This window comes from Candidatus Marimicrobium litorale (genome assembly GCF_026262645.1).
Classification (GTDB): Bacteria; Pseudomonadota; Gammaproteobacteria; order Pseudomonadales; family Halieaceae; genus Marimicrobium; species Marimicrobium litorale.
Genome location: NZ_SHNO01000001.1, coordinates 2,537,670 through 2,562,250 on the forward strand (window position 1 = coordinate 2,537,670; position 24,581 = coordinate 2,562,250).

Here is a 24,581-nt window from a genome sequence, read left to right on the forward strand (position 1 = left end):
TTAATAGGCTTTATGGGACATCTGCGGACACTCCAGAGGCCTCGTAAAGTCGCCGCAGCAGGTACTATTCACGCCCTGAACACCCCTCGGAAAATAGAAAAAAAGGCCGTATTCCTTTATAGTTCCCGCTTCAGAAACTGATCCTCCGGCAGCCCCGCGATTTCATGAAAGCCTGCGTTTTTATCCAGACCAATCACAAGCAAATCACCGGCGCCATCGTGGCCGAGCATGCGTTGCGTCGCTACTCGCAGAATAACGACAAGTTTGACGTCCAACTCATGGACACAAGGGACTACCCTTTTTTCGCCGCCCGCGAGGGCCAGGACTATCTGCGAGACGGCGTAAAGCGCGAGTGGCTCAACGATGACCTGCAGTCCTTCACTCCGACCCGGTTTATGCCGCCAAAGCTCATGAGTTATGAGGGCAGAGCGGTGGTGATGGACCCGGATATTTTCGCGACCACTGACATCTGGCAGCTTCTGAACCGCGATATGCAGGGCAAATCTATTATGTGCCGCATGCGCTCCGGGCCAAAAGGTTTGATCGACAAGTGCAAGGCCAGCAGTGTGATGCTGCTCGAGTGCGAGAATCTCACGCACTGGGATGCGGAAAGGCAGTTCGAGGCCATGTTTGAATTCACACAGGATTACCAGCCCTGGATCTGCCTACGGGAAGAGGACGAACAAAGCATCGGCTATTTCGAGAACGAGTGGAACGACTTTGACAAGTTCACCCTCGATACCAAGATGCTGCACACCACTCGACGCAAAACACAGCCCTGGAAAACCGGCTTACCGACCGACTGGCGCCCCGCGGAACGCTTCCGCCTGTTTCCCCCGGCCGCCTGGGTCATGCGCGCGCGCCGCAAATTGTTCGGCGAGTACGCCTTCCTGGGTAACTACAAGCAACACCCGGACGCGAATCAGGAGCACTTTTTTTTCGGCCTGTTAAAGGAGTGTCTTGAACAGGGCCAGATCACTGAGGAATTTCTGCGCGACGAGATGGCACGAAATCATGTGCGTCATGATGCCCTGACAATTCTGGAGAACACGCCTGATCTGCCACCGGCGCCTCTGCACCCGCTCAATGCGCTGTCACAAGCTGCCTGACCGCCTCAGCTGTACGCTGCAGCTCCTCTTCCGCAATCGATGCAGACCTATTGGGTATCGCGGCCCCAGCTGATGCGCGCAATGCTGTTGCAGCCTCTTCAAGCCCTGCCTCGACCAGCCACTGGGCACGGCCTGTCGTAACCAGTGCATGCTGAATATTACCGATATCGCGACGCATACGCCGCGCGCCAAACCGCATGGCAAACCGGTGAGACAAGGGCTTGTATCGATAGCTGTGCGCCAGCACCCACCAGGGGGCGGTATCGTCCATATCGAAAATGAACAGGGGGTTGTCGGTGGCGGCGGCCTCGCCCAACATGGACATCGATTCACCGCTTACCACGAAGGCATCCGCTAATGCGAGCATGCCCCTGTAGGGGTTTTCTCCACCGTCTTTCACGCGATAGCAGTAGTTGGATGACAGTATCTGCTCACACAGGGCATCCCCCGCCGCCGCGGAAGTGCGGGCGCTGTCGGTGACCAGCAGGGAGCCACCACTCGCAGTGGCCAAAGCCTGCGCCAGATGACCGAATCGCGCCGCTTTTTTGTCAGTCATAACAAAGCGTCCACTGTCGCCGCCCGCAAGGACAGCTATCCAGGGGCGCGGTAAACCCTCAAGCGAACGCTGCAAGCGCTCTCCGGCGGATCTCATCTCGTCCCTGTTGACCCGGTAAAGAGGGAGGCTGTTGTGCAGGATATTTTCCTGCCGTGGCAGAAAATACTGAGGGGTGGTCACCAGCAGATCCCAGCATTCCAGAGGCGCCCAAGGCCGCCCCATATGCACCAGGCGGCTTTCACCACCGGACTGCTGCTTGATCCAGCGCGCCACCGGCTCGTTGCGGCGGCCGGCACTGATAACAACATCTGGCCAGGGAGCCACAAGATTGCTGGAGGCGGACGAGTCGATGCCGGCAAGCGTGACACCGCGGCCAAGGTGGCAAAACAGTTCCCAGGGCTGCGCCACTATACGCTTTTCCGCATAGCCCACGGATAAGGCATCCGCCAGCGCTCGGACCTGTGTATTATCCCCTGCCTTCTCGCCTAGCAGACACCAGACTGTGAATTGACGCTCTGCCACGCCCTGTCCTTGTTTTTCTCGCTCGCCCGCAGCGGTGTACTCGAAAATTCCCAGAGCGAGCCGCCCATGGATACGGTAAACTATCCCACAGAAAGCCCGTAGGAAGAAACCGTTGAAGCCCACCGTTTTTATACACACCAATAACAAGCAGATGCTGGGCGCACTGGTGAGCCGCTACTCCTTGCGCAAACGCTCTGCCCACGCCGACAAGTTCGATGTGAAGTTCATTGAAGTAAAGGATTACCCCTGCATGCTTGCGCGCGAAGGCCAGCCATACCTGCGCGATGGGGAAATGCGCCCCTGGCTGAACGACGACCTGCAATCGTTCACCCCACTGCGTTTCGCACCACCGCAACTGATGAACTACGAGGGTCGTGCAGTCATTATGGATCCGGATATTTTTGCTATCGGCGATATCTGGGAGTTGCTGCAACGGGATATGCAGAATGCGGCCATCGTGAGCCGCCCCAAGTCAGGACGCAAGGGCCGCAAGGGCGCCTACGCCAGCAGCGTCATGTTGCTGGACTGCGCCAAGCTGCGGCACTGGCAATTTGAGAAAAACTTCAGCGAGATGTTTGAACCCGTATCACGCGATTACATGGACTGGGTCTCTCTAAAACTGGAGCCGACCGGCAGCATTGCCGCGCTGGAAGACTACTGGAATGACTTTGACAATCTCACGCAAGAAACCCGGCTACTGCACAACACCAAGCGTAAAACGCAACCGTGGAAGACAGGGCTGAGAATTGACTACCGTCCCGCAGACACTTTCCAACTGTTCCCCCCGCGTCACTGGTTCCGGCGTGCCCGCAGGGCGCTATTCGGTGACTACAGGTTTGCCGGGACCTATGCACCGCACCCCGACCCGGCACAGGAAACTTTTTTCTTCGAACTAGTGCGCGAAGCACTGGACCACGGGGACATCACCGAACGCCTGCTGCTTGACGAGATAGCACAGGGTCACCTGCGCAGCGACGCAATGAAGCTGGTAAATGCCTGAGTTCAACCCCGCGTAGTGCGCACCGGAACACGCCTGTGCAACAGCGCAGGCCCGCGAAACGTGCCCAGATACTGCGTAGCGCGGCGTTTATTGAAAAACACGCTCGCAACAGCGCGTTGCCCTCCTCGTCGATAAACGTCTTGCCCCGAGCGGCTGCCCGGTGACACCGTGTGCAGGCGCTCGTCGTAGGCGAGATCAGTCACGGTTGTGCCTTTTGCGGTTTCAAGCAGAGACAGCGACGAGTCCGCTCAATCTCTATCGACCCCATTAAACCTACTATTCTCCTATAGGTTTATTTTATGTACTTATGAGTTTACTTTATAGACTATAGAGTGAATGAGCGCTATCCTGCCCCTTCCAGGCAAATAAACATGCACAGGGCTTATCGCATGAAGTGGCAGGAACTCGCCGGTCAGGAATGCTCTATCGCCAGAACACTGGCAGTCATCGGGGACCGCTGGACGTTAATGATCCTGCGCGATCTGTTCCTGGGTGCCAGCCGATTCGAAGAGATTCAGCGCAGCCTGACTATTTCCCGCACGATCCTGGCGGCGCGCCTCACTCTGCTGGAAACCGAGGGCGTGGTCAGGCGCCTCGCCTATCAGCAGAAACCAACCCGGTGTAAATACAAGCTGACCCCAAAAGGCATTGATCTCTATCCAGTGCTGATGGCGCTGGTGCGCTGGGGCGACCAGCACTACGCCACCGAAGTCGGCCCTCCGGTGATACATCACCATCAGCGCTGCGGTCACGACTTCAGTGCCGTGCTGACCTGCTCAGAATGTGGCGAGCCGGTAAGTCCTTATGAAACAACAGTACGTTTTGCGCCGGAAGCGATCACTGCCTGACACCGACCGGGGCGGAATGAATTAGGCAGGGGATTATTCGTAACGAAACAGAGAATCGAGGGTCTCGGCAAGCCGCGCATCGATCGCCGCCACCTCTTCATCGGAAAAGTAATCCCGATAACCACCCACTTTGGCACGACGAACCTTATAGCTGTCCGGGTTATCCTTGTCCCGGGGCATCATGCGGCCCCCGGCTAGGCGAAACTGCTGCTTGGTCTCCATGCTCTTCATATTTTCGTAGGAAGAGTAATCCACCGCAGCATTGACCTGTGCCTCGTTGGCTTCGACAGCTATGAAATCCAGCAGCTTGCGCAACTGGTCACGGGGCTGCGCTCGCAAGTCCTCGTAGCGCAGCAGATGAAAACGCTCCACCTGGTCCGCCTCTTTGGCCCAGAGGTTCAGGTAATCGGTGACCGCGCGCATGCTGCCCCCGTTATCGCCCATGACAAAATCGAAAAGACTGATATCGCTGCCGCGCGGCGGGTAGTTGTTTATAGCGACTTTGGTGGGCTTAATGCGAAACTTCCACTGGAAAAATTGTGATACTGCGACGTCCCTCGGATCGCGGGCCAGCAATACGACCGGCTTGTCGTAAAACGGTGACTTTGTCTCAAAATCGCCCGTGTAATCCTTGATATAGTTGTCGTGGGTGAAAAACGTTTTCGGGACAGATCGATTGAGATTGTGAAAGTTGTCAAACCCCAGAATTGCGTTATCGGGCAGGCCGTACTTGACCCGGAAGAGGTGCGACACCATCATTCGCAGCCAGGTACGACCGCTCTTGCCAAATGACACGAAAACAATATCCGCTTTGCGCAGCTTGTCGTGCTGCTCAATGCCGCGCAATTTACGCTCCTCCCGGAGAATGTCGGCCTCTGGCTGGCCACGCATGCGAAAATGCAGAATGCGCCGCGATAATTTCTTGCGGCCGGTCTGTGTAGCCTGACGCAAATTCTGGATGACCAGCTTCACCGCGTCTGCTCCCCATAGCCGAAAACAGGATCCAGTTCTGCCACCATACCCTCGAGCATGGCGCATTGCTCGTCGTCAAAGTGGTCACGGTAACCGCCGACTTTGGCCTTGCGCACTTTGAACGATTCGGGGTTAGCCTTATCACCGGGCTTGACCCTCGCGCCGGAGCCCTTAAAAAAACTGTCCTGCTCCATCTTCTTCATATTCTCGTAGGCCGCAAAATCCACCGCTTCCTGCACCTGCTGGGGCGTCACATCTGTATGCGTAAAGGCGAGTATTTTAGCCAGTACTTCTGCGGGCTGGCGGCGCATATCCTCATAGCGCACTACCAGCACATTCTTCAATTCGGGCATGGCGCTGGCCCAGCCGTTGAAGTAGTCGACAATGCGCGGAACACCTGCCTCCTTGTCCAGCACAAAGTCCCACGCATCTATACTCGCACCGTGCGGCGGATAGTCATTGATAAATTTTTTATTCGGCCGCATGCGGTACTGCCACTGAAAAAATTGTGACACCGCCACATCGCGTGGGTCGCGCACCAGCAATACAATTCGCTTCCCTTGAAAATGGCGCTTGGAGCGCTGGTTCCCGGTGTAATCCCGAAGATAGTTGTTGTGCGTAAAAAATACCGCCGGAAGAGACGAATCCCGTTTCTTCAGATTATCGAAATCGAGCAACTCGCTGGCTTCGAAGCCCCCCTTGAGCGTATAAGCGCGGGACAACATGACCCGCAGCCAGGTCCGCCCGGATTTACCCCAACTCATGAGCACCCAGTCACAGCGCTGCAACCTGGCAAACTCCTCACGGCCGCGCAGCCACCGCTCGATCTTCTTACGGCGCGCCGCAGGTAGCCAGAAGCAGAGCAGCATGACGATGTGGCGAATCACGACTCGCACCTTGTCGGCCATCGGCAGGGACATCCTCGATAAGAGCCTGAAAAGGCGACAAATTTTACCTTAAATCCCCTGTCATCGCATTACCTGCAGCCCCCCTGATTTACCGCACTATTAACACCCGGTATCGGCTTCGCGCCTTGCCCGATTCTCAACGGGCGTAATAAAATGCGCCGCATGTCTCAAATTAACCTGGACGCGCTGCGCCAAGCCCCGCTGCAGCCCGATCCCTTCGATTTTCTCGTCGCACCCGGCTTTATAGGCCCGGAGGCACTGGCGGGCATTAACGCCGACTACCCGCCCATTGCAAGTGCAGCCAATCACAACTTCGACAATCTGGCCTGCGGCCCCGCGTTCAATCGCCTCATGGAGACTCTGCAGGGCCAGGAAGTCGCTGCTTTACTGGGCGAAAAGTTCTCTCTCGATCTGCCCTCCCTGCCCACTACGGTCACTGTACGCAAGTTCTGTGAGCGCACCGATGGCAATATTCATACCGACCACCGGAGCAAAATCATCACGGTCCTGGTCTACTTCAACGAGACCTGGGAGCATGAAGAGGGTCAGTTACGGCTGCTGCGCGACAAGGACAACATAGAAAACTACGCTGCCCAGATAGCACCGTTGGGAGGCACCCTGCTCGCCTTTCGTCGCACAGATCACTCTTGGCATGGCCACACCCGCTTCATCGGCGAGCGCCGCATGGTGCAGGTCAACTACCTGGACCAGAGCCCACTGGCAGTGGCCGCACAGCGGGTCAGCCGATTCGGCACCCACTTCATGAAAAACATCCTGGGTATGCGTTAAACCTGCGTTACCACAGCCAGCACAGCTGCGTTGATACGGCATGTGTACTTTCATTTACGGAGACGCGGAGCAGGACGCACCGCCGCACCCGGTCACTCGGGGTTATGAAAAAGCGCCTCTATGCGCTGCACAACGACCCCGATGTCATCAGGCAATTCAGCCTCGGGTTGTTTGAACGCCTCACCCGCCCAAACGGCCAGCCCCGCGTCTACTAACAAGCGATGAAACGCGCGGAAGTCACGGGTGGCACTCAAGATCTTGAAGACATCCAGGTGAAACACGCCGCGGGCGAGGTGGTGACGCCAGCGATCGCGAGCGCTCTTCTGCCTTGGATTGAACAACCAGTGGGCCAGGGAGCGGCGCAATTGGTCCAGCTCACCCAACACGCCACCGGGCAGTGGAAAGATGGCCAGGGGTTTGTGCAGATAGATAACCTCTACCATCATGGATACGCTGTCAGCAGTGACGATAAATCCGTCGGCTTTGCCCAGCAATGCACGGTAGGGGTTTTCCTCGCCCTCCGTGGACCACTCGTAAAAAATAGCCTGCCTCGGTAAATCCCGCCGCAGCACCTCTACCACTTCCGATGTAGTGCGGCGACTGGTTGTTATGTAGGGCGTACCCCCGAGCTCATCGACAATCCAGTGGGCGGTGGCTACCAGGTCATCGGCAACCTTGCGATTCATTATGAAGGGGTTGGTTGCACCGCCCACCAGCATGGCGATCAACGGCTTTGGCAGAGGGTCAAGACGCGCGCGCCACTGCTGCGCCTCACGGTTTACCGCATCCGGGTCGAGGCGCATTAGCGGGAGTGTCGTCGGGAGAAAATTGTGCAGTGGTGGCATCTGGTTCTCCGCGCTGGCAACCACCAGCGAGAAATCCAGCATGTGCCCAGAGGGCTTTCCCACCAAGACGATGCGCGTTCGATTACCTGATTGCTTGCGCACCCACAGCGCCGCCATGGAGGGACGGCGACCTACGGTGATGATCATATCCGGCCAGGGAGCCTGCAGCGCATCACTGCGCTCCATATCCAGATGATCCACTGAGGGACGGTAGCGCGGCTTGCCCAGCACCCACTGGGGCAGCATGTACACATTGCGATATTCAACAGGCCAAGGCAGTGCCGAGACGATAGTTTCGACCTGACCGTTATCGCCTTGCTTGTCACTGAGGATGACCCAGGTGCGGGGAGTCACTGTCAGCTTTCCGCGCTGTCCTGACAATAACCCAGTTCAGGCAGAATATTTTCACGAACCAGAGCCTCCAGTTCTGCCACCTGGTAATCGTCGAAATCCTCACGGTAGCCGCCGACTTTGCCGCGGCGCACCTTGAATGTACTGGGATCGTTGGCGTTTACCAATCTCATGCCGCCCTGCGAAAACGTGCCGCTGGTTTCCAGCTTTTGCAGATTTTCGAATGAACCCCACTCTACTGCGGCGCGCACTTCTTCATCACTGAAACTCTCTCCCATCAGCTTCGTAATGGCGAGCAGCGTGGGTACCGGTTCGGCGCGCAGATCCTCATAGCGCACCAGCATACCCTGCTCCAGTTCCTGCACATTGCGCGCCCAGGCATTCTGGTATTCGATCAGGCTGGGCAATCCGATATCGGAATGGCGCACGAACTCCCACATTTGAATAGTGCGCCGATCAATAGGGTTATCTATAAAATGGTTAATCAATTCCTGCTTGGCGCGGGACTGCCGCTTGGTGAACTGGTGGTACCAGGACACGGCAATATCAATCGGGTTGCGCGCCAGAAACAATACGGGCTTATGTCGCAAGGGGTTGTCAGGTGCACCCGTAGACAGGAGCTTACCCACTTCTCCCTCATAGCTGTAATAGGCATTGGTAGCCGCCAGACGGGGAATTTCGGGAATCTTGCGAGCAAACTCGTCCGTATTGATGAGTTTTGATTCAGGCAGGTCGAAGCGCATCTGGTAGAGGCGGGAAATCATCACCTTGAGCCAGGTATTGCCACTCTTGGGATGCCCGATAATGAGGAAATTCGCCCTGTGCGCTTTAGCCAGCTCCAATTGCGCGAGGTGCTCGCGCCGAGACGCCACCCGCGCATTAGCCGGGAGCAATTGAGTAGGGATGAGAATCAGCGCTTTCTTCACGCCATCACTCAGATTCAACATGTACTTGGTGCCTGCCCGGAAGAACGCAGTCGCCTGCAATTGGCATGCAAGTATGCTGCAAGCGGGCAAGAATAACCAGACGGCGAGGCTTCATGTACAATATCCACCGGCCCAAACAGGAACAACGCCCCCTTGATCATCGACCGCCATATCAGCCGGGAAATTCTCCGACCCTTTGGCCTCGGTCTGGGTATGCTGGTATTGATATTCGTCGGGTATTCAGCGGCCAGGCAGTTGTCGCTGGCGGCTGAGGGGCAGCTGGACATGCTAACCGCCTTCAAACTGATCGGTCTGAATACGCTTATCACGCTGGAAATTCTCCTGCCCTCCGCGTTTTTTTTCTCTGTTCTGGCGGCCATTGGGCGACTCTACCGGGATTCAGAAATGAGCGCTTTTTACGCTGCCGGCATCAGCCGGGCCCGGATTCTGGGGGCCGTGTTCAAGCTGGCGCTGGTCATAGCGCTGGTCACAGGCCTCCTGTCCGTGCTGGGGCGGCCCTGGGCTTTCCGCACCAGCTACGACCTGGAGTCCAGAGCGGCCGCACAGTTTGACCTGAAAAAAATGTCTGCCAATGAATTCGTCAACATGGACGGCAGTGACTATACCTTCATCGCCGGCGACATTGATCTGGAGCGGGGCCTGCACAAAAACGTCTTCCTGCAAAAAAACTACAGCGAACGCTCCGAAATTATTGTCGCCGAGGCGGCCGCTATGCCGACTCTAAATCCGGGTCAAGCCACCCGCGCCACCTTCTACAACGGGCACAACTATCTGCTGGACAACCAGGCCTCACAGGACATGACCGTGCAGTTCAAGGAAATGGTGGTGCACCTGCCGAATGAAGAGGCCCAGGAAAAATACCGACGCAAGGCAGAAACCACCGCAAACCTGTCTCAATCCAAGCAACCCAAGGATATCGCAGAATACCAATGGCGGATTACTACACCGCTGGCCACCCTGCTGCTGGCACTGATTGCCGTGCCGCTGGCGCGCTCCCGACCCAGAGAATCGCGCTTTCGTAATGTCACCATTGCGGTACTGTCCTACATCGCATTGTTCGCCATGATCAGTGTACTGCGTACTTTTATCGAGCAGGGTCGGCTGGCTGCGATACCCGGCTTGTGGACCGCGTATGTAATTCAGGCCGCGGTCCTTTTGATACTGGTCACCCAGCCCAGGATGAAAAGCCGATGATCCTGCAGCGTTATATCGGCATCAATATGATTCAGGGCTGGTTGCTGGTGATGGCCGTGCTCGGAGCCGTGTTTTTCCTCATCGGCTTTACGCAGGAGTTGGAACGCACCAATAGCGAGTACACGACGCTGGCGGCGGCGCGCTATAGCCTGCTTATCCTGCCCAACCAATTGGTCAGTCTCGCGCCAGTCATCGCACTGCTTGGAAGTATCGTAGCTCTGGCCGGGCTCGACCGGCACAACGAGCTCACGGTCATCAGTTGCACTGGCTTCCCCCCGGGCAAACTGCTGCAGGCCATCACTCTGCCGACGCTGCTGCTGATGGGCTCACTATGGATCTGCCTGGAGTACGTCACGCCACAATTACAACAACGGGCGGAGCAAGACAGGCAGTTACTGCGTGAGGGCGACGGCGGCTGGATACCCGGCGGGGTTTGGTCCACCGATGGCAAGCGCTATATTCATCTGCTGCGCATGACCGAAGACAACACCCCTGGCTTTATCAGCCTGTTTTCTTTCGATGACACCGGTCAACTGCAGCAAGCATTGCGGGCGGATACCGCGGAGGTGAGCGAAGACCGCAGCTGGCTGTTCCAGGACGTGCGGGAAAAAGTCCTCGAGGACGGCCGACTGGTCACCCGTAACCACCGGGAACTGGACATACCCAATCTCTGGTCAAGCAGCGAACTGCCAACGCTGGCACTGAATCACGACAGCATGAACCTGTCCATCCTCCACCAATATAGCCAATACCTTGCCAGCAACGGGCAGCCTTATGACAGATTCCTGAACCGCTTCTGGCAGAATCTGTTGATGCCGCTAACCGTGTGGGCCATGGTGCTACTGGCCACCCCCCTGAGCGCCAGCGTAACGGCAGGGCGCGATCGCAGTTACGGCGTAAATATCGGAATCGGGGCCATTGTCGGTATACTTTTCTACCTCGGCAGCCAGATCATTTTTTCGCTGGGGCAGTTGCTCAACTGGAGCATTCCCCTGGTAGCCCTGCTGCCGACACTGGTCATTCTGACATGCGCGCTGATGCTGCTGCGTCGCATGCGTTGGTGAGGAACAAAACAACCGTGCTGCCTGAAATATTGCCCCATGCCACCACCGCGAGAGGAGTCACCCCATGAAGCTGATGCTGGGATTCTTCCGGGGCTATCCGTGGCAATCAACCCTTATGATTGTCGCGCTACTGCTGTCCGGTGCCGCGGAAGGCATCGGCTTATCCGCCCTGCTGCCACTGCTGAATATCGCGCTGGGGCCAGAAGCAACCGGCATGCTGCCGGGGGCGGAAGCTGCCTCGCAGAGCGACTTTGAGCGCATAGTGCTGGATACACTGGCTGGCATTGGCATCGCGCCTACGCTGGGCAATATGCTGCTGATTATCCTGGGTGGCGTCGCGTTCAAGTCTATCTTTCTCTTGATCGGCCAGCGACAGGTCGGCTATACGGCGGCACAGGTCAGCACAGACCTGCGCCTGCAACTGCTGCGCGTAATACTGCGCAGCAAGTGGGAGTATTTTTTACACCAGCCCGTTGGTAAATTGACCAACGCCCTCGCCTCCGAAGCGCAGCGGGCGTCTACCGCTTTTGTTAATGGCGCGACTGCCATTACCTACTTAATTCAAGCCATCGTCTATGCCTCTGTGGCATTCGCGCTGTCCTGGCAGGCATCCTTGGTGGGCATCGCCGCCGGCGCCATTGTGATTGGGCTGTCGCACTTCCTGGTGCAGATTTCCCGCAAGGCGGGCTTGAAGCAAACGCGATTGATGACCTCTCTCATGTCCAATCTCACCGACACGTTGCAATCGGTAAAACCGCTAAAAGCCATGGCGCGGGAACACCTGGCCGACCAGGTGCTGGCAAATGATACCAACCGACTCAACAAGGCACTGCGCAAGCAGGTAATCAGCAGTGCATTGCTTAGCTCCGGCCAGGAACTGATGTTTACCGGTTTCATTTGTCTGGGCGTGTTTCTGGCCATCGACACGTTTGCCATCGGCTTGCCCGTAGTCATGGTGCTGGTGGTCGGCCTGGGGCGGGCTTTCAACTTTTTCGGTAAGGTTCAGAAGCAATACCAGAAGTTAGCTCAGGGTGAGAGCGCCTATTGGGCTCTGCTCGATTCGATCAATGCCGCCAACAGTGCAGAGGAGCATGTGGGAGGCAGCGCAGAGGCAAAGCTGGAACACAGCATCCAGTTCGAAAATGTTGGCTTCAGCTACGACAGTCACGCCGTATTCGAGGAGCTCTCGATGGATATCGATGCGGGCTCCCTTACCACGCTGGTAGGCCCCTCGGGCACCGGCAAGACCACCATCGTGGATCTCACCATCGGTCTATTGTCCCCCACCTCCGGCCGTATCCTGCTCGACGGACGGCCATTACAGGAAGTCGACCTGAAGCAGTGGCGCAATCTCATTGGGTACGTTCCCCAAGACACCCTTCTGCTGCACGACAGTGTGCTGCACAATGTCACCCTTGGTGACCCGGCGCTTCGAGTGGAGGACGCCGAGAGAGCCCTGCAGGCGGCGAACGCCTGGGGCTTTATCAGTGCCATGCCCGATGGCATTAACACCGTCGTCGGCGAACGGGGTGGCAAACTGTCCGGCGGTCAACGCCAGCGTATTGCCATCGCCCGCGCGCTGGTGAACCGGCCCCGCCTGCTGGTGCTGGACGAGGCGACCAGTGCGCTGGACCGGGAAAGTGAGGAAGCGGTTTGCCAGACTATGGAAGCTCTCAAGGGGCAGCTCACTATTCTTGCGATTTCCCACAATCGCGCACTCGTTCAGGCCGCGGACCGCGTCTATAAGATGCAGGACGGAGGAGCGCGATTACAGGCTACTGAGGCACTTTCAGACCTGATCAAGTAAGTGTCGCACGGCGTCTACCGCGTGCTGCATATCCGTTTGTGCAGGCCGGCGCGCGGTACCCAGTAACTCGTCAGACCAGGTTGCGCCCCCGGACCCGCGCAGCCTCGCATGCACCCGCGTAATGTCGCGACTCAGGGGTTTCCATAACCAGCGCATCATAAAACCGTAAAGCACCCCCCCCAGCCGAAAGTCCCGACGATTTCCGTCAGGCTCTGCGCGCATACCGCCCAAGTCGAACATGCGCACCGGCTTGCCTGTGGCGCAGGCTTCGGACAGCATGGCAATGCTGTCTGCTGTGACGATAAGCCGATCCGCCCAGCCGAGGATACCCATATACGGATTCGCGAGGTCGCCGCTTGTCCAGGGATAGAAATAGTGTGGGCCACGAATATGGTCTTTTAGCGCCGCTACTGCGGCGGGCCGCGTGCGGGAGCTGGTGCTCACCATCAGGGAGCCCTCCTGCACCATCGCCAACTGCGAGGCCTCCCGCCCAAGACGAGCTGCCGCGCCAGCACCGAAGGTAAAGGGGCCACTGTCCCCGCCCGCGATGACAGCAATGCGCGGTCGCGGCAGCGCTTCAAATATCGGCGCCCATTCGCGCCGAGCCTGCGCCAGACGCTCAGGCGTAACACTGTGCAGAGTCAGTGTATTATTTACCACGTTGGACTCCTCGGGGACGCGGTATTGGGGCGTGGTAATGACCAGATCGAAAGACTCCAACGACGCCCACGGCCGACCCACGTGTACATAACGCGCACGGCCACCAGACTGCTCGCGAATCCAACGACACACAGGCTCATTGCGCACCCCGCTGGAAATGACCAGATCCGGCCAGGGCGCCTGCAACGATGCAGCAGACCCGGCATCAATCCCACGCAATGTTGTCCTGCCCAACACGTGCGGCAAAACCACGTGTTTGCGGTAACGCAAAGTCTTCGTTTCGCAAGGCCAGCCCAGGGCATCCGCCAGAGCGCGCACCTGCCCCCGCTCACCTGCGCGGTAGGCGTCGATCAACCAAATGACTGGCATTACCATTCTTCCGTGGGTATAGTTCAAGCCTTTGAAATCTAGCGATTTACCCTGCCAGACGCAAGGGCGATAAGTTATGGCCGAATATCAGGAATACCTCGACTTTCTCTACAGTGCACTCGCAGCGCACAACAAGAAGAGCCTGGTACTGACCGAGGAGATCTCCCTGGTAGCGGACATCGGCCTCAGTTCACTGGAAGTAATGGAGTTCATCGAGAAAATCGAGGACCATTTCGATATTTCCATCCCGCTCAATATCCTGCCCGACGTAAATACTATTGGCGACCTGGCAAAGAAAGTCAGGGAGCTCAACCTCTAACGGCCATTTTGCCGCGCGCAAGGGGTAGCAAAGCACATGCTCTTCGACAAATTCCAGTCCATGGCAAGTTTTCAAGCAGATCTGGCTGAGCGCGACATCGCGCCCTTTGGCGCCGTGACAGAGCAGATTCTCTCCGCTACCGAGGGCACTGTGCAGGGCAAGAAGGTCATTCTGGCAGGTACCAACAACTACCTGGGTATGTCATGCGACCCGCGTTGCATCAGGGCCGCTCAACAGGCCGCCGAGCAGTGGGGCACAGGCACCACCGGCTCGCGCCTTGCCAATGGTTCGTTCACCGAGCATCAGGCGCTCGAAACGGAGATCGCCGATTTCTACGGTGTAGACCACGCCATCGTTTTTTCTACTGGCTACTCCGCGACCATGGGCATGTGCGCCACGCTCGCAGGCCCCGGGGAGACCATCCTGCTGGACGGCGACAGTCATGCCAGCATCTATTCCGGTGTCAAGCAAAGTGGCGCGGAGATTATCCGCTTCAAGCATAATAACCCGGAGGACCTCGCCAAGCGCATGCGCCGACTGGGAGATCGCGCCGGAAACGCACTGATCATCGCGGAAGGCATTTACTCGATGCTGGGTGACGTAGCGCCGCTCAAGGAAATCGCCGCGGTCAAACGCGAGTACGGCGGCTACCTGCTAGTCGATGAGGCGCACTCTATGGGCGTGCTCGGTCAGACCGGCCGCGGAGCAGCGCAGGCAGCAGGCGTCGAGGACGATGTCGACTTCTCTGTGGGCACCTTCAGCAAAAGCCTGGGCTCCATCGGGGGTTTTTGTGTCAGCCGTCATCCGGAGCTGGAAGCCATACGCTACTGTATCAGCGCCTATATTTTCACGGCCTCTTCATCGCCCTCGGTCGTCGCCTCTACCCGCGAGGCCCTGCGTATCATTACGGCACAGCCCGAACTGCGTGAAAAGCTGTGGGACAACGCTCGTCATCTGTATGCAGGATTAAAGGCGCTTGGCCTGGGCGTGGGTCCCTCAGCCAGTCCGGTTGTCGCCGTGGAAATGGAGGATCGACCCGCCACTATTCAAGGCTGGCAGGCACTGCTGGATGCGGGCGTTTACGTCAACCTCGTAGTCCCGCCGGCTTCACCCTCGACGAATTTTTTACTCCGCAACAGCGTCAGTGCCGCTCACTCCAGCGCACAGATCGACACCATCATTGCCGCCTACGCCGGACTCATCGAGAACGGCGTAATTACCTCCGACAAGACCGCGTAATGGACAAAATCATCATTACCGGCAATGGCCCGCTGTGCGGCGAAGTTCGGGTAGCCGGCGCCAAGAACGCGGCACTGCCGATTATCGCCGCCACCCTGCTGAGCGCCGAACCAATGCATATCAGCAACGTGCCGGGTGTGCGGGACATCGCTACCGTACTGCAGCTGATCGAACTGCTCGGCGCCAAGGTAGAGCGCGAAGATACCGATCTAAGCCTCGATTGCAGCACCGTGCACTCAGTGCATGCCCCCTATGAAATGGTAAAGACCATACGCGCTTCCATTCTGCTGCTTGGCCCCCTTCTGGCGCGCTTCGGCGAGGCCGATGTGTCGCTTCCGGGGGGTTGTGCAATCGGTACAAGACCCGTCAACGAGCACATCATGGGTCTACAGGCACTGGGTGCAGATATTCGCATCGAAGCCGGCTACATCAAGGCGAGAGCGACGCGTTTAAAGGGCGCGCAATATACCTTCGACGCCCCCTCCGTAACCGCTACGGAAAATCTCCTGATGGCAGCAGCACTTGCCGAAGGCGTTACAACATTAGACAACTGCGCACTGGAACCAGAGATTCCCGATCTCGCACAACTTCTTTGTGCAATGGGTGCAAAAATAGAAGGAGCCGGGACCAGCACAATCTCTATAGAGGGCGTCTCCACCCTGCACGGTACGAGCCATCGAGTACCCCCCGACCGCATTGAGACCGGGACATTCCTGACCGCCGCTGCCGCTACCCGCGGCGACATCACCGTGCTCGATACAGCACCCGATTTCCTGCATCACGTGCTGGGCAAGCTGGAGCAGGCCGGTTGCAAGATGGAGCTAGGCAAGGACTGGATCCGACTGCGTACCGACGGTAAGCGCTGCAAGGCCACCAACATCACCACGGCCCCTTACCCCGCCTTCCCGACCGACATGCAAGCCCAGTTCATGGCGCTGAATACTCTGGCGGAGGGTTCCGCCACGGTCGTGGAGAACATCTTCGAGAACCGTTTCATGCACGTTGCAGAATTGCAACGCATGGGAGCAGACATCGAGCTACAGGGTCACACCGCGATCGTGCGCGGCAAAGAGCGTCTACAGGGCGCCCCTGTCATGGCCACGGACCTTCGCGCCTCTGCCTCGCTCATCATCGCGGGATTAGCTGCCGACGGCGAAACGACCATCGACAGGGTGTATCACCTGGACCGCGGCTACGCCAACATCGATACCAAACTGCAGGAACTTGGCGCACATATCCGACGCGTTTAACGGTCTTTTTGACACGCTGTTTGGCCACCGGTGGTCAGCTCTGCGCAGTGCTGACAAGAACCGCCGCTATGTGTCGGCCACGGCACTTAGTAAGGCTATTCAGGTGTCAACAGTCACTCCGGTGGTACACTGGATAACAGAGGAGGACCCCGCCCGCTATGCCGCAGCACTTCGCACAATTATCCGATCCGCACCTGAGCTCACTGGACGGGGTGCGCCTGCGCGAACTGCTGAATAAACGGGCACTGGGCTACCTGTCCTGGCGACGCAAACGCCGTTTCGAGCATCGACGGGAAGTGCTGGACGCGCTGCAGCGAGACTTGAACCTGGAGCAGGTGGACCAGCTGCTGGTCACCGGGGACCTGACACATATCGGCCTACCCTCGGAGTTCGAGCAAGCACGCGACTGGCTGCGGCAGCTGGGGGACCCCTCGAAGGTGGCACTGGTGCCCGGCAACCACGATAGCTGCGTTGCGGCACCGGAGGCACAGACCTACGCCCTGTGGCGCGACTACATGGCCTCGGACTCACCGCATGATAACGGCATTCACTTTCCCAGCCGGCGTATCCGCGGCAACATCGCCTTTATCGGCCTATCCACCGGGTGTCCCAAGCCGCCCTTGATGGCCACCGGCACACTGGCAGCTGAACAGCTTGAACGACTGCCTGGTCTGCTGAAGGAAACCGCCGCGCGCGGGCTGTTCCGGGTAGTGTATCTGCACCACAGCCCCGTTGTCGGGCAGGAGAAGTGGCGCAAACGCCTGACTAATGCGGGCCAGGTGCAAACCATACTAGAAGACTGCGGCGCAGAACTGGTCCTGCATGGCCATGGGCATCGGGCACATTTTAGCGAACTGGACACCCGTGCCGGCAACCTCCCCGTTATCGCCCTGCCCTCGGCCTCAGCTCTCGGGCTGCACGGCGCAGATACCGCACAGTACAACCGCTACGAGATACAGCCCAATGCGGCGGGGTGGCAAGTCGACATCGATGTGCGCCAGTACAGCAGAGACAGCAACAGTTACGGTGAGGGGTCACGGCGCCGGGTTCAAGTGCGCCGGGGCACCAATGCAACTGCAGTGCCGGGGTGAGACCAATCAGGCGTCTTCCGCAGCGGCTTTTTCCATAGCGCCCTTTACCAACATCAAGTCGGCAATGGAATCTACATCAATGGCTGCATTCGCATAAGGCAAAATGACTGCGCGAATGCGCAACCCCAGGCGTTTGCTGAGTTTCGCTAATGCCTCTTCCAGCGACAACCAGCCGAGGCGGTAGCGAATCACCGCCCACCAGCCCAACAGGCCAATGACCACCAGTGGCTTCTTGCGCTGCTGCTCGATCTTGCGCCAGAAGCGCGCCGCACGACGCCCCTCCGGCGTGATGAACGCAAACAGGTTACAGCCACAAAAATCACCATCGCTGAAATGCAACACGGTTTTCTTGATGCCGGGATAGGCCTCGGCGACCAATGCGTAGGGCGCCAGCCCCACGGCCACATCCACATCATCCGCGAGGCTCTGTCGACCAAAGGCGTCCACAATTTCCGAGGTCAGCAGCGGGTGATCGGCCGTAGTGAGCAATATTGCTTCTTCCGGGACGAGTTTGCGCATGGTGTCATACGCGCTGGTGCTGGGGCTGGCCCCGGGTTCGCACCAGTCAATCTCCCCCTTGTCTACCCAACCCTGTAACGCTGCATCGGTAGCGACCTCGCTGGCCTCCGGACCGCTCATGTGAATCGCTTTTACCACCCGTGCACTGCGCAGCGAATTGAGCACCCGGCGCACCATGGGTATGCCGTCCAGATCAATCATCGCCTTGCTGCCAGCGTTAGTGTGGTTGATCAGGGAATCCGCCTTGGTGCGATCACCTGCCAACACGATTGCCGTCATCTGGTGCGTTTCCGGGTCAAGCTGCATAATTAAAGTTCTTTTTCATACATGCGGTAGCGTTTATACGCCTGCCCGCCTATGGTTTCAATGATATTGCGCATGCCGTCATTGTCCTCGAGTATCCAGCCCATTTCCACGTCCCTGACACCGCGGGCATGCAGCGCCCTGCGCACTGCATCGATCACCATAAAAGCGAAGGTCGGTCCCAACCGCGAATGCTGGAATTCCAGCTTCACTCCCATGAGTGGAACCCGGGCTGTTGTGGGGTGACGCACCTTCATGCGCCACAGTAACTTGGCCCAGCCAAAGGGCAGGAGGCGGCCATTTAGATCTCGAATGGCCTCGTTGAGGTTGGGCAGCGCCACGATAAAGGCCACCGGTTCTCCGTCGTACTCGGCAATCTGAATGTATTCATCGGGCATTAATTTACTCAAAGTGCTGACCGTCTCTACCCACTCCGACTCCACCAGCGGCACGAAACCCCAGTTTTTCTGCCAGGCATCGTTGAATATATCCATCATCACGAGCGCATCTTCGCGCAATGCGTCGCGTCTTGCGGGACGCACCGTCACCCGCTCCGAGACCCGCGCGGCGAGGCGCTCCATGACACGCGGTGCCTCGAAGTCCGGACGCACATGATAAGCCAACAAGTCCTTAACACCCGCGTACCCCTGCGCCTCCACCGCCGGTCCATACCAGCTGCGACCGTGCCCCATAAGGACGAAAGGGGGCGTGGAAAAGCCGTCCACGAGTATGCCGACCTCCTCATTGACATGCAGGTTGAAGGGTCCGATGACCCGCTGCATACCCTCATCCCTCAACCACGATTCAACCGCCCCGAACAGGGCGGCAAAAACCGCAGGGTCCTGCTGCGCCTCCAGCATGCCAAAATAACCCGCCTGATCGTTGTGCTCACGCAGGTGCAGCTCGTCAATTTGAGCGGTGATACGCCCCACCGGGACATCGTCACGGTAGGCGACCCAGGCACGCCATCGTGCATGCTCGAAAAAATGATTCTTGGGGGAAAGCTGATCGCGCTTCATCAGGCGAAGTGGCGCAACCCAGGCTGGATCGTCCGCATAAATACGGTGGGGCAGATTCAGGAATTGTCGCAGAGCGCGGGGAGTCGTAACCTCTTCTACCGACAGGGGCACACCACTATTTTGCGTATGGGTCATGATTGGCAAGTGTCGATAGGCCATGCCGGGAAGGGAGCCGCAGTATAGCGGGAAATAGGCGCCATGAAAAAGACTGTGGATGTTTCTTGGCAGTGCTTGTGTATAATTCATCCCTTCTTTGAAGCAACCCGTGGCGCCCCTCGCTGGCTACCCGGCACTTAAAAACCGACGGCGCGGCACAGTGAAAACGCAGTTTTGACCTTTAAGGCCCAGGCACAAAGTATCTACGCCACCGCGTTGCTTGCAGCTTACGGTGTCTTTCTTTGCAGTTTCTTTTTTCTGCAGGAATACGGCGACGTTTACCGATTTTATGCCCGTGTAATAGCCATCCCCAGCCTGATCGCTTTTTTCTACAGCATCAGGCGGGTTTCCGGGCATCCGCTGTTCCGGCTAATCACCCTGTACATGGCCTACCTGCTGCTCAGCAGCCTTTGGAGCGAGCCGCTGGACCGCTACCGGCTGGGGCAAATGGCGGCAATATGCGTGTACCTGATCAGCTTTTTCACCACCACGCACTACCTTGTGAATCGCAACCCGGCGCATTTTGACCTGATGCTGAGAGCCTGCACCCTGGCTGCCGGAGCAGCCGCGATAGCCAGCATTTTCATCTTTTACATGAGCAACCCCTTCCCCGAGACGCGAATGGAAGGCACCGGCGCGCTGACCAATATCAACGAATACGCCAATGTTTACGGAGTGTTCGCTCTGCTGGCACTGGGCTTCGCTGCGGACAGCCAGAAAGCGATAACACGAGGCCTGTTTCTGCTGGCCATGGTTGCCTTCCTGGGTGTCGCTTGGTTTGGTCAGAGCCGAACCGCGTTTGCCTCGATCCTGATCGCCCTCGGGGTGCTGTCCGGATTGTCTCTCGGGCGGGGGAAATCATACTTACCCGCGGGGTTGGCCCTCGTGGTAGTCACTTTGCTCCTGGCGTTCCCGGAGGTGGTACAACAGGCGTTTGAACGCGGCCAGAGCTTCAGGTTCATTATTTGGTCGGAGGTCTGGCAGGGCATCCAGGCCCGGCCGATTTTCGGCCACGGTTTGCTCTCCCAACTGGCGATCGATACCGGTGCTCGCAACAGGCCGATGAGTGTCGCCCACAATGCCTATCTGCAGGTATTTTGGACCGGCGGTATCATTGGTTTGCTACTTTTCCTGCTACTCCTGGGCAGCGCTTTCAGGTTTGCCCTGCTCAGAGGTCAGCAACAGGGAGACTATCGCATGTTGTGTATCCTGATATTCGCCGCCTGTGCAATGATGACCGGAGTCGACATCCTTATTGCCAGACCCCGGGACCAGTGGATATTATTCTGGTTGCCTCTGGCAATGCTGATGGCATTTGGCAACGCTGCCAACGTCTCACCCGGGCGGCCACGAGGACGTAACGCAGCATGAATAACCGGCCAGACCAGACCGTCATCACACAGGCGAATCGCATTGCCTTGCTGCTGCCCTCTCTGGAGGGCGGTGGCGCAGAGCGCTCCATGCTCAACCTCGCGGCGGGTTTGGTGTCGAGAGGTCGACAGGTTGAACTCATACTGTGCAAGGGTAAGGGCAGCCTGATGGATCAGGTGCCTGAGGGCGTCTCCGTTGTCATACTCGATACCACCCCGGGAATTGCCGCCCGGGCACTGCTTGCGTTGCGCCATCCGCTGGATGCGCTGGCGATGTTGCGCCCCATTCTGCTGGCCAAGAAGAACCCTCCTGAGGTGTCGCGTATACCCGCCATTCGGCGCTACCTGCAACAGCAAAAGCCCGACGCCCTGCTGTCCGCGCTTACGTATGCCAATCTAGCCGCCCTGTGGGCCGCCGGGAGCAGTAGTTGCGCGACACCGGTCATTGTCAGTGAGCGCATCGCACTATGGACATCCTGTCATGCACCCAACAATGTGCGTAAATGGCGCTGGCGCTATGCGCCTCAACTGGTGCGTCGGATATACCCCCGCGCCAGTGCCGTGGTCACCGTTTCGCAACACGCCGCAGACGAGCTCACTGACAAAATCGGCCTGCAGCATGCGCGTATTCTCCCCCTTAACAATCCAGTGGTGGATGACCGTCTGCGTCGCCTTGCGGCGGAGCCCCTCGACCACGCCTGGTTTGCAGACGGCAGCAGCCCGGTCATCCTCTCGGCGGGCCGCCTCACAGAGCAAAAAGATTTCAGGACGCTGTTGTCCGCGTTTGCTCTGGTCAGGGCGAAACGCGCCGCTCGGCTGGTGATTCTGGGGGAAGGCCGGCTGAGAGATGATCTAAATCAACAAGCGAACACACTGGGTATAGAAGGTGATATCGATTTCCCCGGTTTTGTGGACAACCCCTTCAAATACATGAACCGCGCTTCAGCCTTCGTACTGCCTTCCCTGTACGAAGGGCTGCCCGGGGTCCTGATACAGGCAATGGCCTGTGGTTGCCCGCTGGTCAGTACCAATAGCCCCGGCGGCTCCGCCGACATTCTGCAGCAAGGGACATATGGGGAGCTTGTTAAGGTCGGCGATGCAGAGGATATGGCACGGGGTATTCTCGCACAGCTGGAGAATCCGACGCCGAGAGAGCAACTGCTGTCGCGGGCAGAAGACTTTTCGGTGGAGGGCGCAGTGGATAAATACCTCGCATTACTGGACCTGGTTGCCAGTGAGACAGCGGGTCACCAGTAGGGAACGGACTATGTGTGGCATAACAGGTTTTATTGAATACCGGGGCGGAAGCGCAGATGATCTCGCTCGCCTGTGCCAGCGCATGACAGACACTATCACTCACCGGGGGCCAGACGGCGAGGGTGTGTGGGTCGACCCCAATTTTCCCGTCGCGATCGGTCACCGTCGCCTATCGATTATCGACCTCTCCGAGGCGGGCGCGCAGCCCATGGTCTCGGCTTCCGGCCGCTATGTGCTGGCATTCAACGGCGAGATCTATAACTTCCGCCGACTGCGTGAGGAACCCGGTATCCGCGACTACCCGTTTCGGGGCCACTCAGACTCGGAAGTTATTCTTGCCGCAATAGAGTATCTCGGCGCAGAGAAAGCAATCAGCCGGCTGGAGGGTATGTTCGCCGTGTCGCTCTGGGATAGGGAAGAGTGCAGCCTCTGGCTGGCGCGGGACCGGGTCGGCAAGAAACCCCTTTACTACGGTTGGTGCAACAACAGCTTCCTTTACGGCTCTGAACTTAAAGCCCTGCGCCGCCACCCTGCTTTCGATGACGAACTGGATCGCAACGCGCTGGGCCAGTACTTGCAGTATGGCTGGGTGTCGCAGCCAAATTCCATCTATCGCCAAATACGCAAACTTCCACCGGGCTGTCTGCTCAACGTGCCACTCAGCGGCGAACCCTGGCAGGCACAGCCGCAACAATACTGGTCCGCTGCGGAAGTAGCAGAGCAGGGTGAGCGCCAACCCTTCGCCGGCAGTTACAAAGACGCCATCGACGCCCTGGACCAGATCCTGCGCGAGGCGGTGTCTGATCGCATGGTGGCGGACGTGGAGCTGGGCGCCCTGCTCTCCGGCGGCATCGATTCCTCCATGATTGTTGCCTTGATGCAGAGCCTGTCCGACCGACCCGTTAAAACATTCAGCATCGGCTTTTCCGAGAAAGCCTATAACGAAGCGGAGTACGCCAAAGCGGTGGCCAACAACCTCAAAACAGATCATTACGAGATGTACGTGACCCCGCAACAGGCGTTAGGGGTGGTTGAACAACTGCCGCATATGTATGACGAGCCCTTCGCAGACTCTTCACAAATCCCCACCTACCTGGTGAGCAAACTCGCCAGGGAACAACTAAAAGTTGTACTCACCGGTGATGGCGGTGACGAGCAGATGGCAGGCTATCGCCGCTACCGCAATTGCCTCAAACTCTGGCGGAGTGTGCAGAGTATACCGGGCCCCATACGCGAGGCAATGCGGCCTGTGACGCGCAGCATGGGCGCGGGCAGCTTGCGCTGGGCCAACCGCTATATCCAACAGGGCAGGACCGCACCAGGCTGGACGCGCAAGCTGGCCAAAATCGCTCAGCGCTCTGACAACTGGGACGCGACGTCAGTACAGCAGATATTGGCTAACAAATTCAACGGCGGCCTCACAGTTGACCAGTTCGTGGCCGGTGCGCAGACGCCGCTTACGCCGCTGACTGACCCCGCCTACTGGCCAGACGTCGAAGACCCACTGCTGGCAATGCTGCACTACGATTACACGGGCTACTTGTCCGATGACATCCTGGTGAAGGTCGACCGGGCCAGCATGGCGGTGGGCCTCGAGGCACGCGCGCCCCTGCTCGACCAACGCGTGCTTGAACTGGTCTGGTCGCTGCCGCGAGGCTACCTGTTTGATGGTGAGGTGGGTAAGCGCGTGCTCAGAGACCTCCTGATGCGCTATGTGCCCCGTAATTTGATCGACCGACCAAAGCGTGGGTTCAGCGTGCCCGTCAAGGAGTGGCTATTGGGGCCACTGCGGGACTGGGCAGAGGATCTGCTCTCCGAGCAGAGACTCAGGGAACAGGGGATCTTCGAGGTCGGCCGTGTCCGCGAGGCCTGGCAGCAGAACCTCCATGGCTGGGCCAATCACTCCGAGTTATTGTGGTCTTTGCTGATGTTTCAGGCCTGGTGGCAAGCACAATCGAGCGCACCCGATTTGCTGGTCAAAAATTGACCTGCGTGGGGTAGGCGGCAGCCCACACCGCAGGCTTAAGACCCCTGCCGATCAGCTTGCTATTGGCGCTTGACACCCCTCGTCGAGAATTAACATTTATGTAATAAAAACATAGTCTTGGAAAGAAAAA

At 58.1% G+C, this 24,581-nt stretch carries 23 protein-coding genes; 14 read left to right on the plus strand and 9 right to left on the minus strand.

What is annotated here, in order from left to right:
* Nucleotides 1-164: 164 nt before the first annotated feature.
* Nucleotides 165-1,109, plus strand: a complete 945-nt coding sequence (locus tag EYC82_RS11385; RefSeq protein ID WP_279249654.1) for a hypothetical protein — start codon at nucleotides 165-167, stop codon at nucleotides 1,107-1,109.
* Here the strand turns inward: EYC82_RS11385 and EYC82_RS11390 are convergent.
* The gene (locus EYC82_RS11390; protein WP_279249655.1) at nucleotides 1,084-2,187 is read right to left on the minus strand and encodes a mitochondrial fission ELM1 family protein; all 1,104 of its coding nucleotides are present in this window, start codon (nucleotides 2,185-2,187) and stop codon (nucleotides 1,084-1,086) included. The two genes, EYC82_RS11385 and EYC82_RS11390, sit on opposite strands and share 26 nt — an antisense overlap.
* A gap of 112 nt (nucleotides 2,188-2,299) precedes the next feature.
* On the opposite strand from EYC82_RS11390, the gene EYC82_RS11395 reads away from it, so the two are divergent.
* Nucleotides 2,300-3,187 carry a glycosyltransferase family protein gene (locus EYC82_RS11395; protein ID WP_279249656.1) on the plus strand — a complete coding sequence of 296 codons (888 nt, stop codon included), beginning with the start codon at nucleotides 2,300-2,302 and terminating at the stop codon, nucleotides 3,185-3,187.
* Between the two features lie 2 nt (nucleotides 3,188-3,189).
* Here EYC82_RS11395 and EYC82_RS11400 read toward each other — a convergent pair whose 3' ends face one another.
* The gene (locus EYC82_RS11400) at nucleotides 3,190-3,390 is read right to left on the minus strand and encodes a hypothetical protein (protein ID WP_279249657.1); all 201 of its coding nucleotides are present in this window, start codon (nucleotides 3,388-3,390) and stop codon (nucleotides 3,190-3,192) included.
* 186 nt (nucleotides 3,391-3,576) lie between these two features.
* Here EYC82_RS11400 and EYC82_RS11405 point away from each other — a divergent pair, with 186 nt between their 5' ends.
* A complete protein-coding gene (locus EYC82_RS11405; protein ID WP_279249658.1) occupies nucleotides 3,577-4,035 on the plus strand; it encodes a winged helix-turn-helix transcriptional regulator in 459 nt (152 codons plus the stop codon).
* A gap of 33 nt (nucleotides 4,036-4,068) precedes the next feature.
* On the opposite strand, the gene EYC82_RS11410 is transcribed toward EYC82_RS11405, so the two are convergent.
* Nucleotides 4,069-5,007, minus strand: coding sequence for a sulfotransferase domain-containing protein (locus tag EYC82_RS11410; RefSeq protein ID WP_279249659.1), 939 nt, complete (start codon nucleotides 5,005-5,007; stop codon nucleotides 4,069-4,071).
* Nucleotides 5,004-5,915, minus strand: a complete 912-nt coding sequence (locus EYC82_RS11415; RefSeq protein WP_279249660.1) for a sulfotransferase domain-containing protein — start codon at nucleotides 5,913-5,915, stop codon at nucleotides 5,004-5,006. The genes EYC82_RS11410 and EYC82_RS11415 overlap by 4 nt, the downstream gene beginning before the upstream one ends.
* A gap of 153 nt (nucleotides 5,916-6,068) precedes the next feature.
* Between EYC82_RS11415 and EYC82_RS11420 the strand changes: the two genes are divergently transcribed.
* Nucleotides 6,069-6,704, plus strand: a complete 636-nt coding sequence (locus tag EYC82_RS11420; RefSeq protein ID WP_279249661.1) for a 2OG-Fe(II) oxygenase — start codon at nucleotides 6,069-6,071, stop codon at nucleotides 6,702-6,704.
* Nucleotides 6,705-6,796: 92 nt separating this feature from the next.
* Here the strand turns inward: EYC82_RS11420 and EYC82_RS11425 are convergent, their stop codons facing one another.
* Nucleotides 6,797-7,903 (minus strand): ELM1/GtrOC1 family putative glycosyltransferase, encoded by a 1,107-nt coding sequence (locus EYC82_RS11425; RefSeq protein ID WP_279249662.1) that lies wholly within the window; start codon nucleotides 7,901-7,903, stop codon nucleotides 6,797-6,799.
* A 2-nt stretch (nucleotides 7,904-7,905) separates the two neighbouring features.
* Complete coding sequence (locus tag EYC82_RS11430; RefSeq protein ID WP_279249663.1) at nucleotides 7,906-8,847, minus strand: sulfotransferase domain-containing protein; 942 nt, start codon at nucleotides 8,845-8,847, stop codon at nucleotides 7,906-7,908.
* A 132-nt stretch (nucleotides 8,848-8,979) separates the two neighbouring features.
* On the opposite strand from EYC82_RS11430, the gene lptF reads away from it, so the two are divergent.
* The 3 genes from lptF to EYC82_RS11445 all read left to right on the plus strand — a co-directional run bounded on the left by lptF (nucleotide 8,980) and on the right by EYC82_RS11445 (nucleotide 12,912).
* Complete coding sequence (gene lptF, locus EYC82_RS11435; protein ID WP_279249664.1) at nucleotides 8,980-10,041, plus strand: LPS export ABC transporter permease LptF; 1,062 nt, start codon at nucleotides 8,980-8,982, stop codon at nucleotides 10,039-10,041.
* A complete protein-coding gene (gene lptG, locus EYC82_RS11440) occupies nucleotides 10,038-11,105 on the plus strand; it encodes an LPS export ABC transporter permease LptG (protein WP_279249665.1) in 1,068 nt (355 codons plus the stop codon). The genes lptF and lptG overlap by 4 nt, the downstream gene beginning before the upstream one ends.
* A gap of 64 nt (nucleotides 11,106-11,169) precedes the next feature.
* Nucleotides 11,170-12,912, plus strand: a complete 1,743-nt coding sequence (locus EYC82_RS11445) for an ABC transporter ATP-binding protein (protein ID WP_279249666.1) — start codon at nucleotides 11,170-11,172, stop codon at nucleotides 12,910-12,912.
* On the opposite strand, the gene EYC82_RS11450 is transcribed toward EYC82_RS11445, so the two are convergent.
* Nucleotides 12,895-13,941 (minus strand): mitochondrial fission ELM1 family protein, encoded by a 1,047-nt coding sequence (locus EYC82_RS11450; RefSeq protein WP_279249667.1) that lies wholly within the window; start codon nucleotides 13,939-13,941, stop codon nucleotides 12,895-12,897. The two genes, EYC82_RS11445 and EYC82_RS11450, sit on opposite strands and share 18 nt — an antisense overlap.
* 76 nt (nucleotides 13,942-14,017) lie before the next feature.
* On the opposite strand from EYC82_RS11450, the gene EYC82_RS11455 reads away from it, so the two are divergent.
* The 4 genes from EYC82_RS11455 (at nucleotide 14,018) to EYC82_RS11470 (ending at nucleotide 17,840) form a co-directional block, all read left to right on the plus strand.
* Entirely contained in the window at nucleotides 14,018-14,260 is a 243-nt protein-coding gene (locus EYC82_RS11455) for an acyl carrier protein (RefSeq protein WP_279249668.1), read from the plus strand.
* Between the two features lie 36 nt (nucleotides 14,261-14,296).
* Complete coding sequence (spt, locus tag EYC82_RS11460) at nucleotides 14,297-15,499, plus strand: serine palmitoyltransferase (protein WP_279249669.1); 1,203 nt, start codon at nucleotides 14,297-14,299, stop codon at nucleotides 15,497-15,499.
* On the plus strand, nucleotides 15,499-16,749 hold the full coding sequence (murA, locus tag EYC82_RS11465) for a UDP-N-acetylglucosamine 1-carboxyvinyltransferase (RefSeq protein ID WP_279249670.1): 1,251 nt from the start codon (nucleotides 15,499-15,501) through the stop codon (nucleotides 16,747-16,749). The genes spt and murA overlap by 1 nt, the downstream gene beginning before the upstream one ends.
* 158 nt (nucleotides 16,750-16,907) lie before the next feature.
* A complete protein-coding gene (locus EYC82_RS11470) occupies nucleotides 16,908-17,840 on the plus strand; it encodes a metallophosphoesterase family protein (protein ID WP_279249671.1) in 933 nt (310 codons plus the stop codon).
* 6 nt (nucleotides 17,841-17,846) lie between these two features.
* Here EYC82_RS11470 and EYC82_RS11475 read toward each other — a convergent pair whose 3' ends face one another.
* Together EYC82_RS11475 and EYC82_RS11480 are read right to left on the minus strand one after the other, a co-directional pair.
* Nucleotides 17,847-18,665: a nucleotidyltransferase family protein gene (locus EYC82_RS11475; protein ID WP_279249672.1), complete on the minus strand. Its 819-nt coding sequence runs from the start codon at nucleotides 18,663-18,665 to the stop codon at nucleotides 17,847-17,849.
* A 2-nt stretch (nucleotides 18,666-18,667) separates the two neighbouring features.
* On the minus strand, nucleotides 18,668-19,927 hold the full coding sequence (locus EYC82_RS11480; RefSeq protein ID WP_279249673.1) for a hypothetical protein: 1,260 nt from the start codon (nucleotides 19,925-19,927) through the stop codon (nucleotides 18,668-18,670).
* A gap of 84 nt (nucleotides 19,928-20,011) precedes the next feature.
* Here EYC82_RS11480 and EYC82_RS11485 point away from each other — a divergent pair, with 84 nt between their 5' ends.
* The 3 genes from EYC82_RS11485 to asnB are packed head-to-tail and all read left to right on the plus strand — an operon-like array spanning nucleotide 20,012 to nucleotide 24,451.
* Complete coding sequence (locus tag EYC82_RS11485) at nucleotides 20,012-21,208, plus strand: O-antigen ligase family protein (RefSeq protein WP_279249674.1); 1,197 nt, start codon at nucleotides 20,012-20,014, stop codon at nucleotides 21,206-21,208.
* Nucleotides 21,205-22,464 carry a glycosyltransferase gene (locus tag EYC82_RS11490; RefSeq protein ID WP_279249675.1) on the plus strand — a complete coding sequence of 420 codons (1,260 nt, stop codon included), beginning with the start codon at nucleotides 21,205-21,207 and terminating at the stop codon, nucleotides 22,462-22,464. The genes EYC82_RS11485 and EYC82_RS11490 overlap by 4 nt, the downstream gene beginning before the upstream one ends.
* Nucleotides 22,465-22,474: 10 nt before the next feature.
* The gene (gene asnB / locus EYC82_RS11495; RefSeq protein WP_279249676.1) at nucleotides 22,475-24,451 is read left to right on the plus strand and encodes an asparagine synthase (glutamine-hydrolyzing); all 1,977 of its coding nucleotides are present in this window, start codon (nucleotides 22,475-22,477) and stop codon (nucleotides 24,449-24,451) included.
* Nucleotides 24,452-24,581 lie beyond the last annotated feature (130 nt).

Bases quoted from the DNA above. Each gene is read 5' to 3' on its own strand.
- EYC82_RS11385 (WP_279249654.1), top strand. From the start codon at position 165: ATGAAAGCCTGCGTTTTTATCCAGACCAATCACAAGCAAATCACCGGC.
- EYC82_RS11405 (WP_279249658.1), top strand. From the start codon at position 3,577: ATGAAGTGGCAGGAACTCGCCGGTCAGGAATGCTCTATCGCCAGAACA.
- EYC82_RS11415 (WP_279249660.1), bottom strand. From the start codon at position 5,915: ATGGCCGACAAGGTGCGAGTCGTGATTCGCCACATCGTCATGCTGCTC.
- EYC82_RS11420 (WP_279249661.1), top strand. From the start codon at position 6,069: ATGCGCCGCATGTCTCAAATTAACCTGGACGCGCTGCGCCAAGCCCCG.
- EYC82_RS11430 (WP_279249663.1), bottom strand. From the start codon at position 8,847: ATGTTGAATCTGAGTGATGGCGTGAAGAAAGCGCTGATTCTCATCCCT.
- lptG (WP_279249665.1), top strand. From the start codon at position 10,038: ATGATCCTGCAGCGTTATATCGGCATCAATATGATTCAGGGCTGGTTG.
- EYC82_RS11445 (WP_279249666.1), top strand. From the start codon at position 11,170: ATGAAGCTGATGCTGGGATTCTTCCGGGGCTATCCGTGGCAATCAACC.
- EYC82_RS11450 (WP_279249667.1), bottom strand. From the start codon at position 13,941: ATGCCAGTCATTTGGTTGATCGACGCCTACCGCGCAGGTGAGCGGGGG.
- EYC82_RS11455 (WP_279249668.1), top strand. From the start codon at position 14,018: ATGGCCGAATATCAGGAATACCTCGACTTTCTCTACAGTGCACTCGCA.
- spt (WP_279249669.1), top strand. From the start codon at position 14,297: ATGCTCTTCGACAAATTCCAGTCCATGGCAAGTTTTCAAGCAGATCTG.
- murA (WP_279249670.1), top strand. From the start codon at position 15,499: ATGGACAAAATCATCATTACCGGCAATGGCCCGCTGTGCGGCGAAGTT.
- EYC82_RS11470 (WP_279249671.1), top strand. From the start codon at position 16,908: ATGCCGCAGCACTTCGCACAATTATCCGATCCGCACCTGAGCTCACTG.
- EYC82_RS11475 (WP_279249672.1), bottom strand. From the start codon at position 18,665: ATGCAGCTTGACCCGGAAACGCACCAGATGACGGCAATCGTGTTGGCA.
- EYC82_RS11480 (WP_279249673.1), bottom strand. From the start codon at position 19,927: ATGAATTATACACAAGCACTGCCAAGAAACATCCACAGTCTTTTTCAT.
- EYC82_RS11490 (WP_279249675.1), top strand. From the start codon at position 21,205: ATGAATAACCGGCCAGACCAGACCGTCATCACACAGGCGAATCGCATT.
- asnB (WP_279249676.1), top strand. From the start codon at position 22,475: ATGTGTGGCATAACAGGTTTTATTGAATACCGGGGCGGAAGCGCAGAT.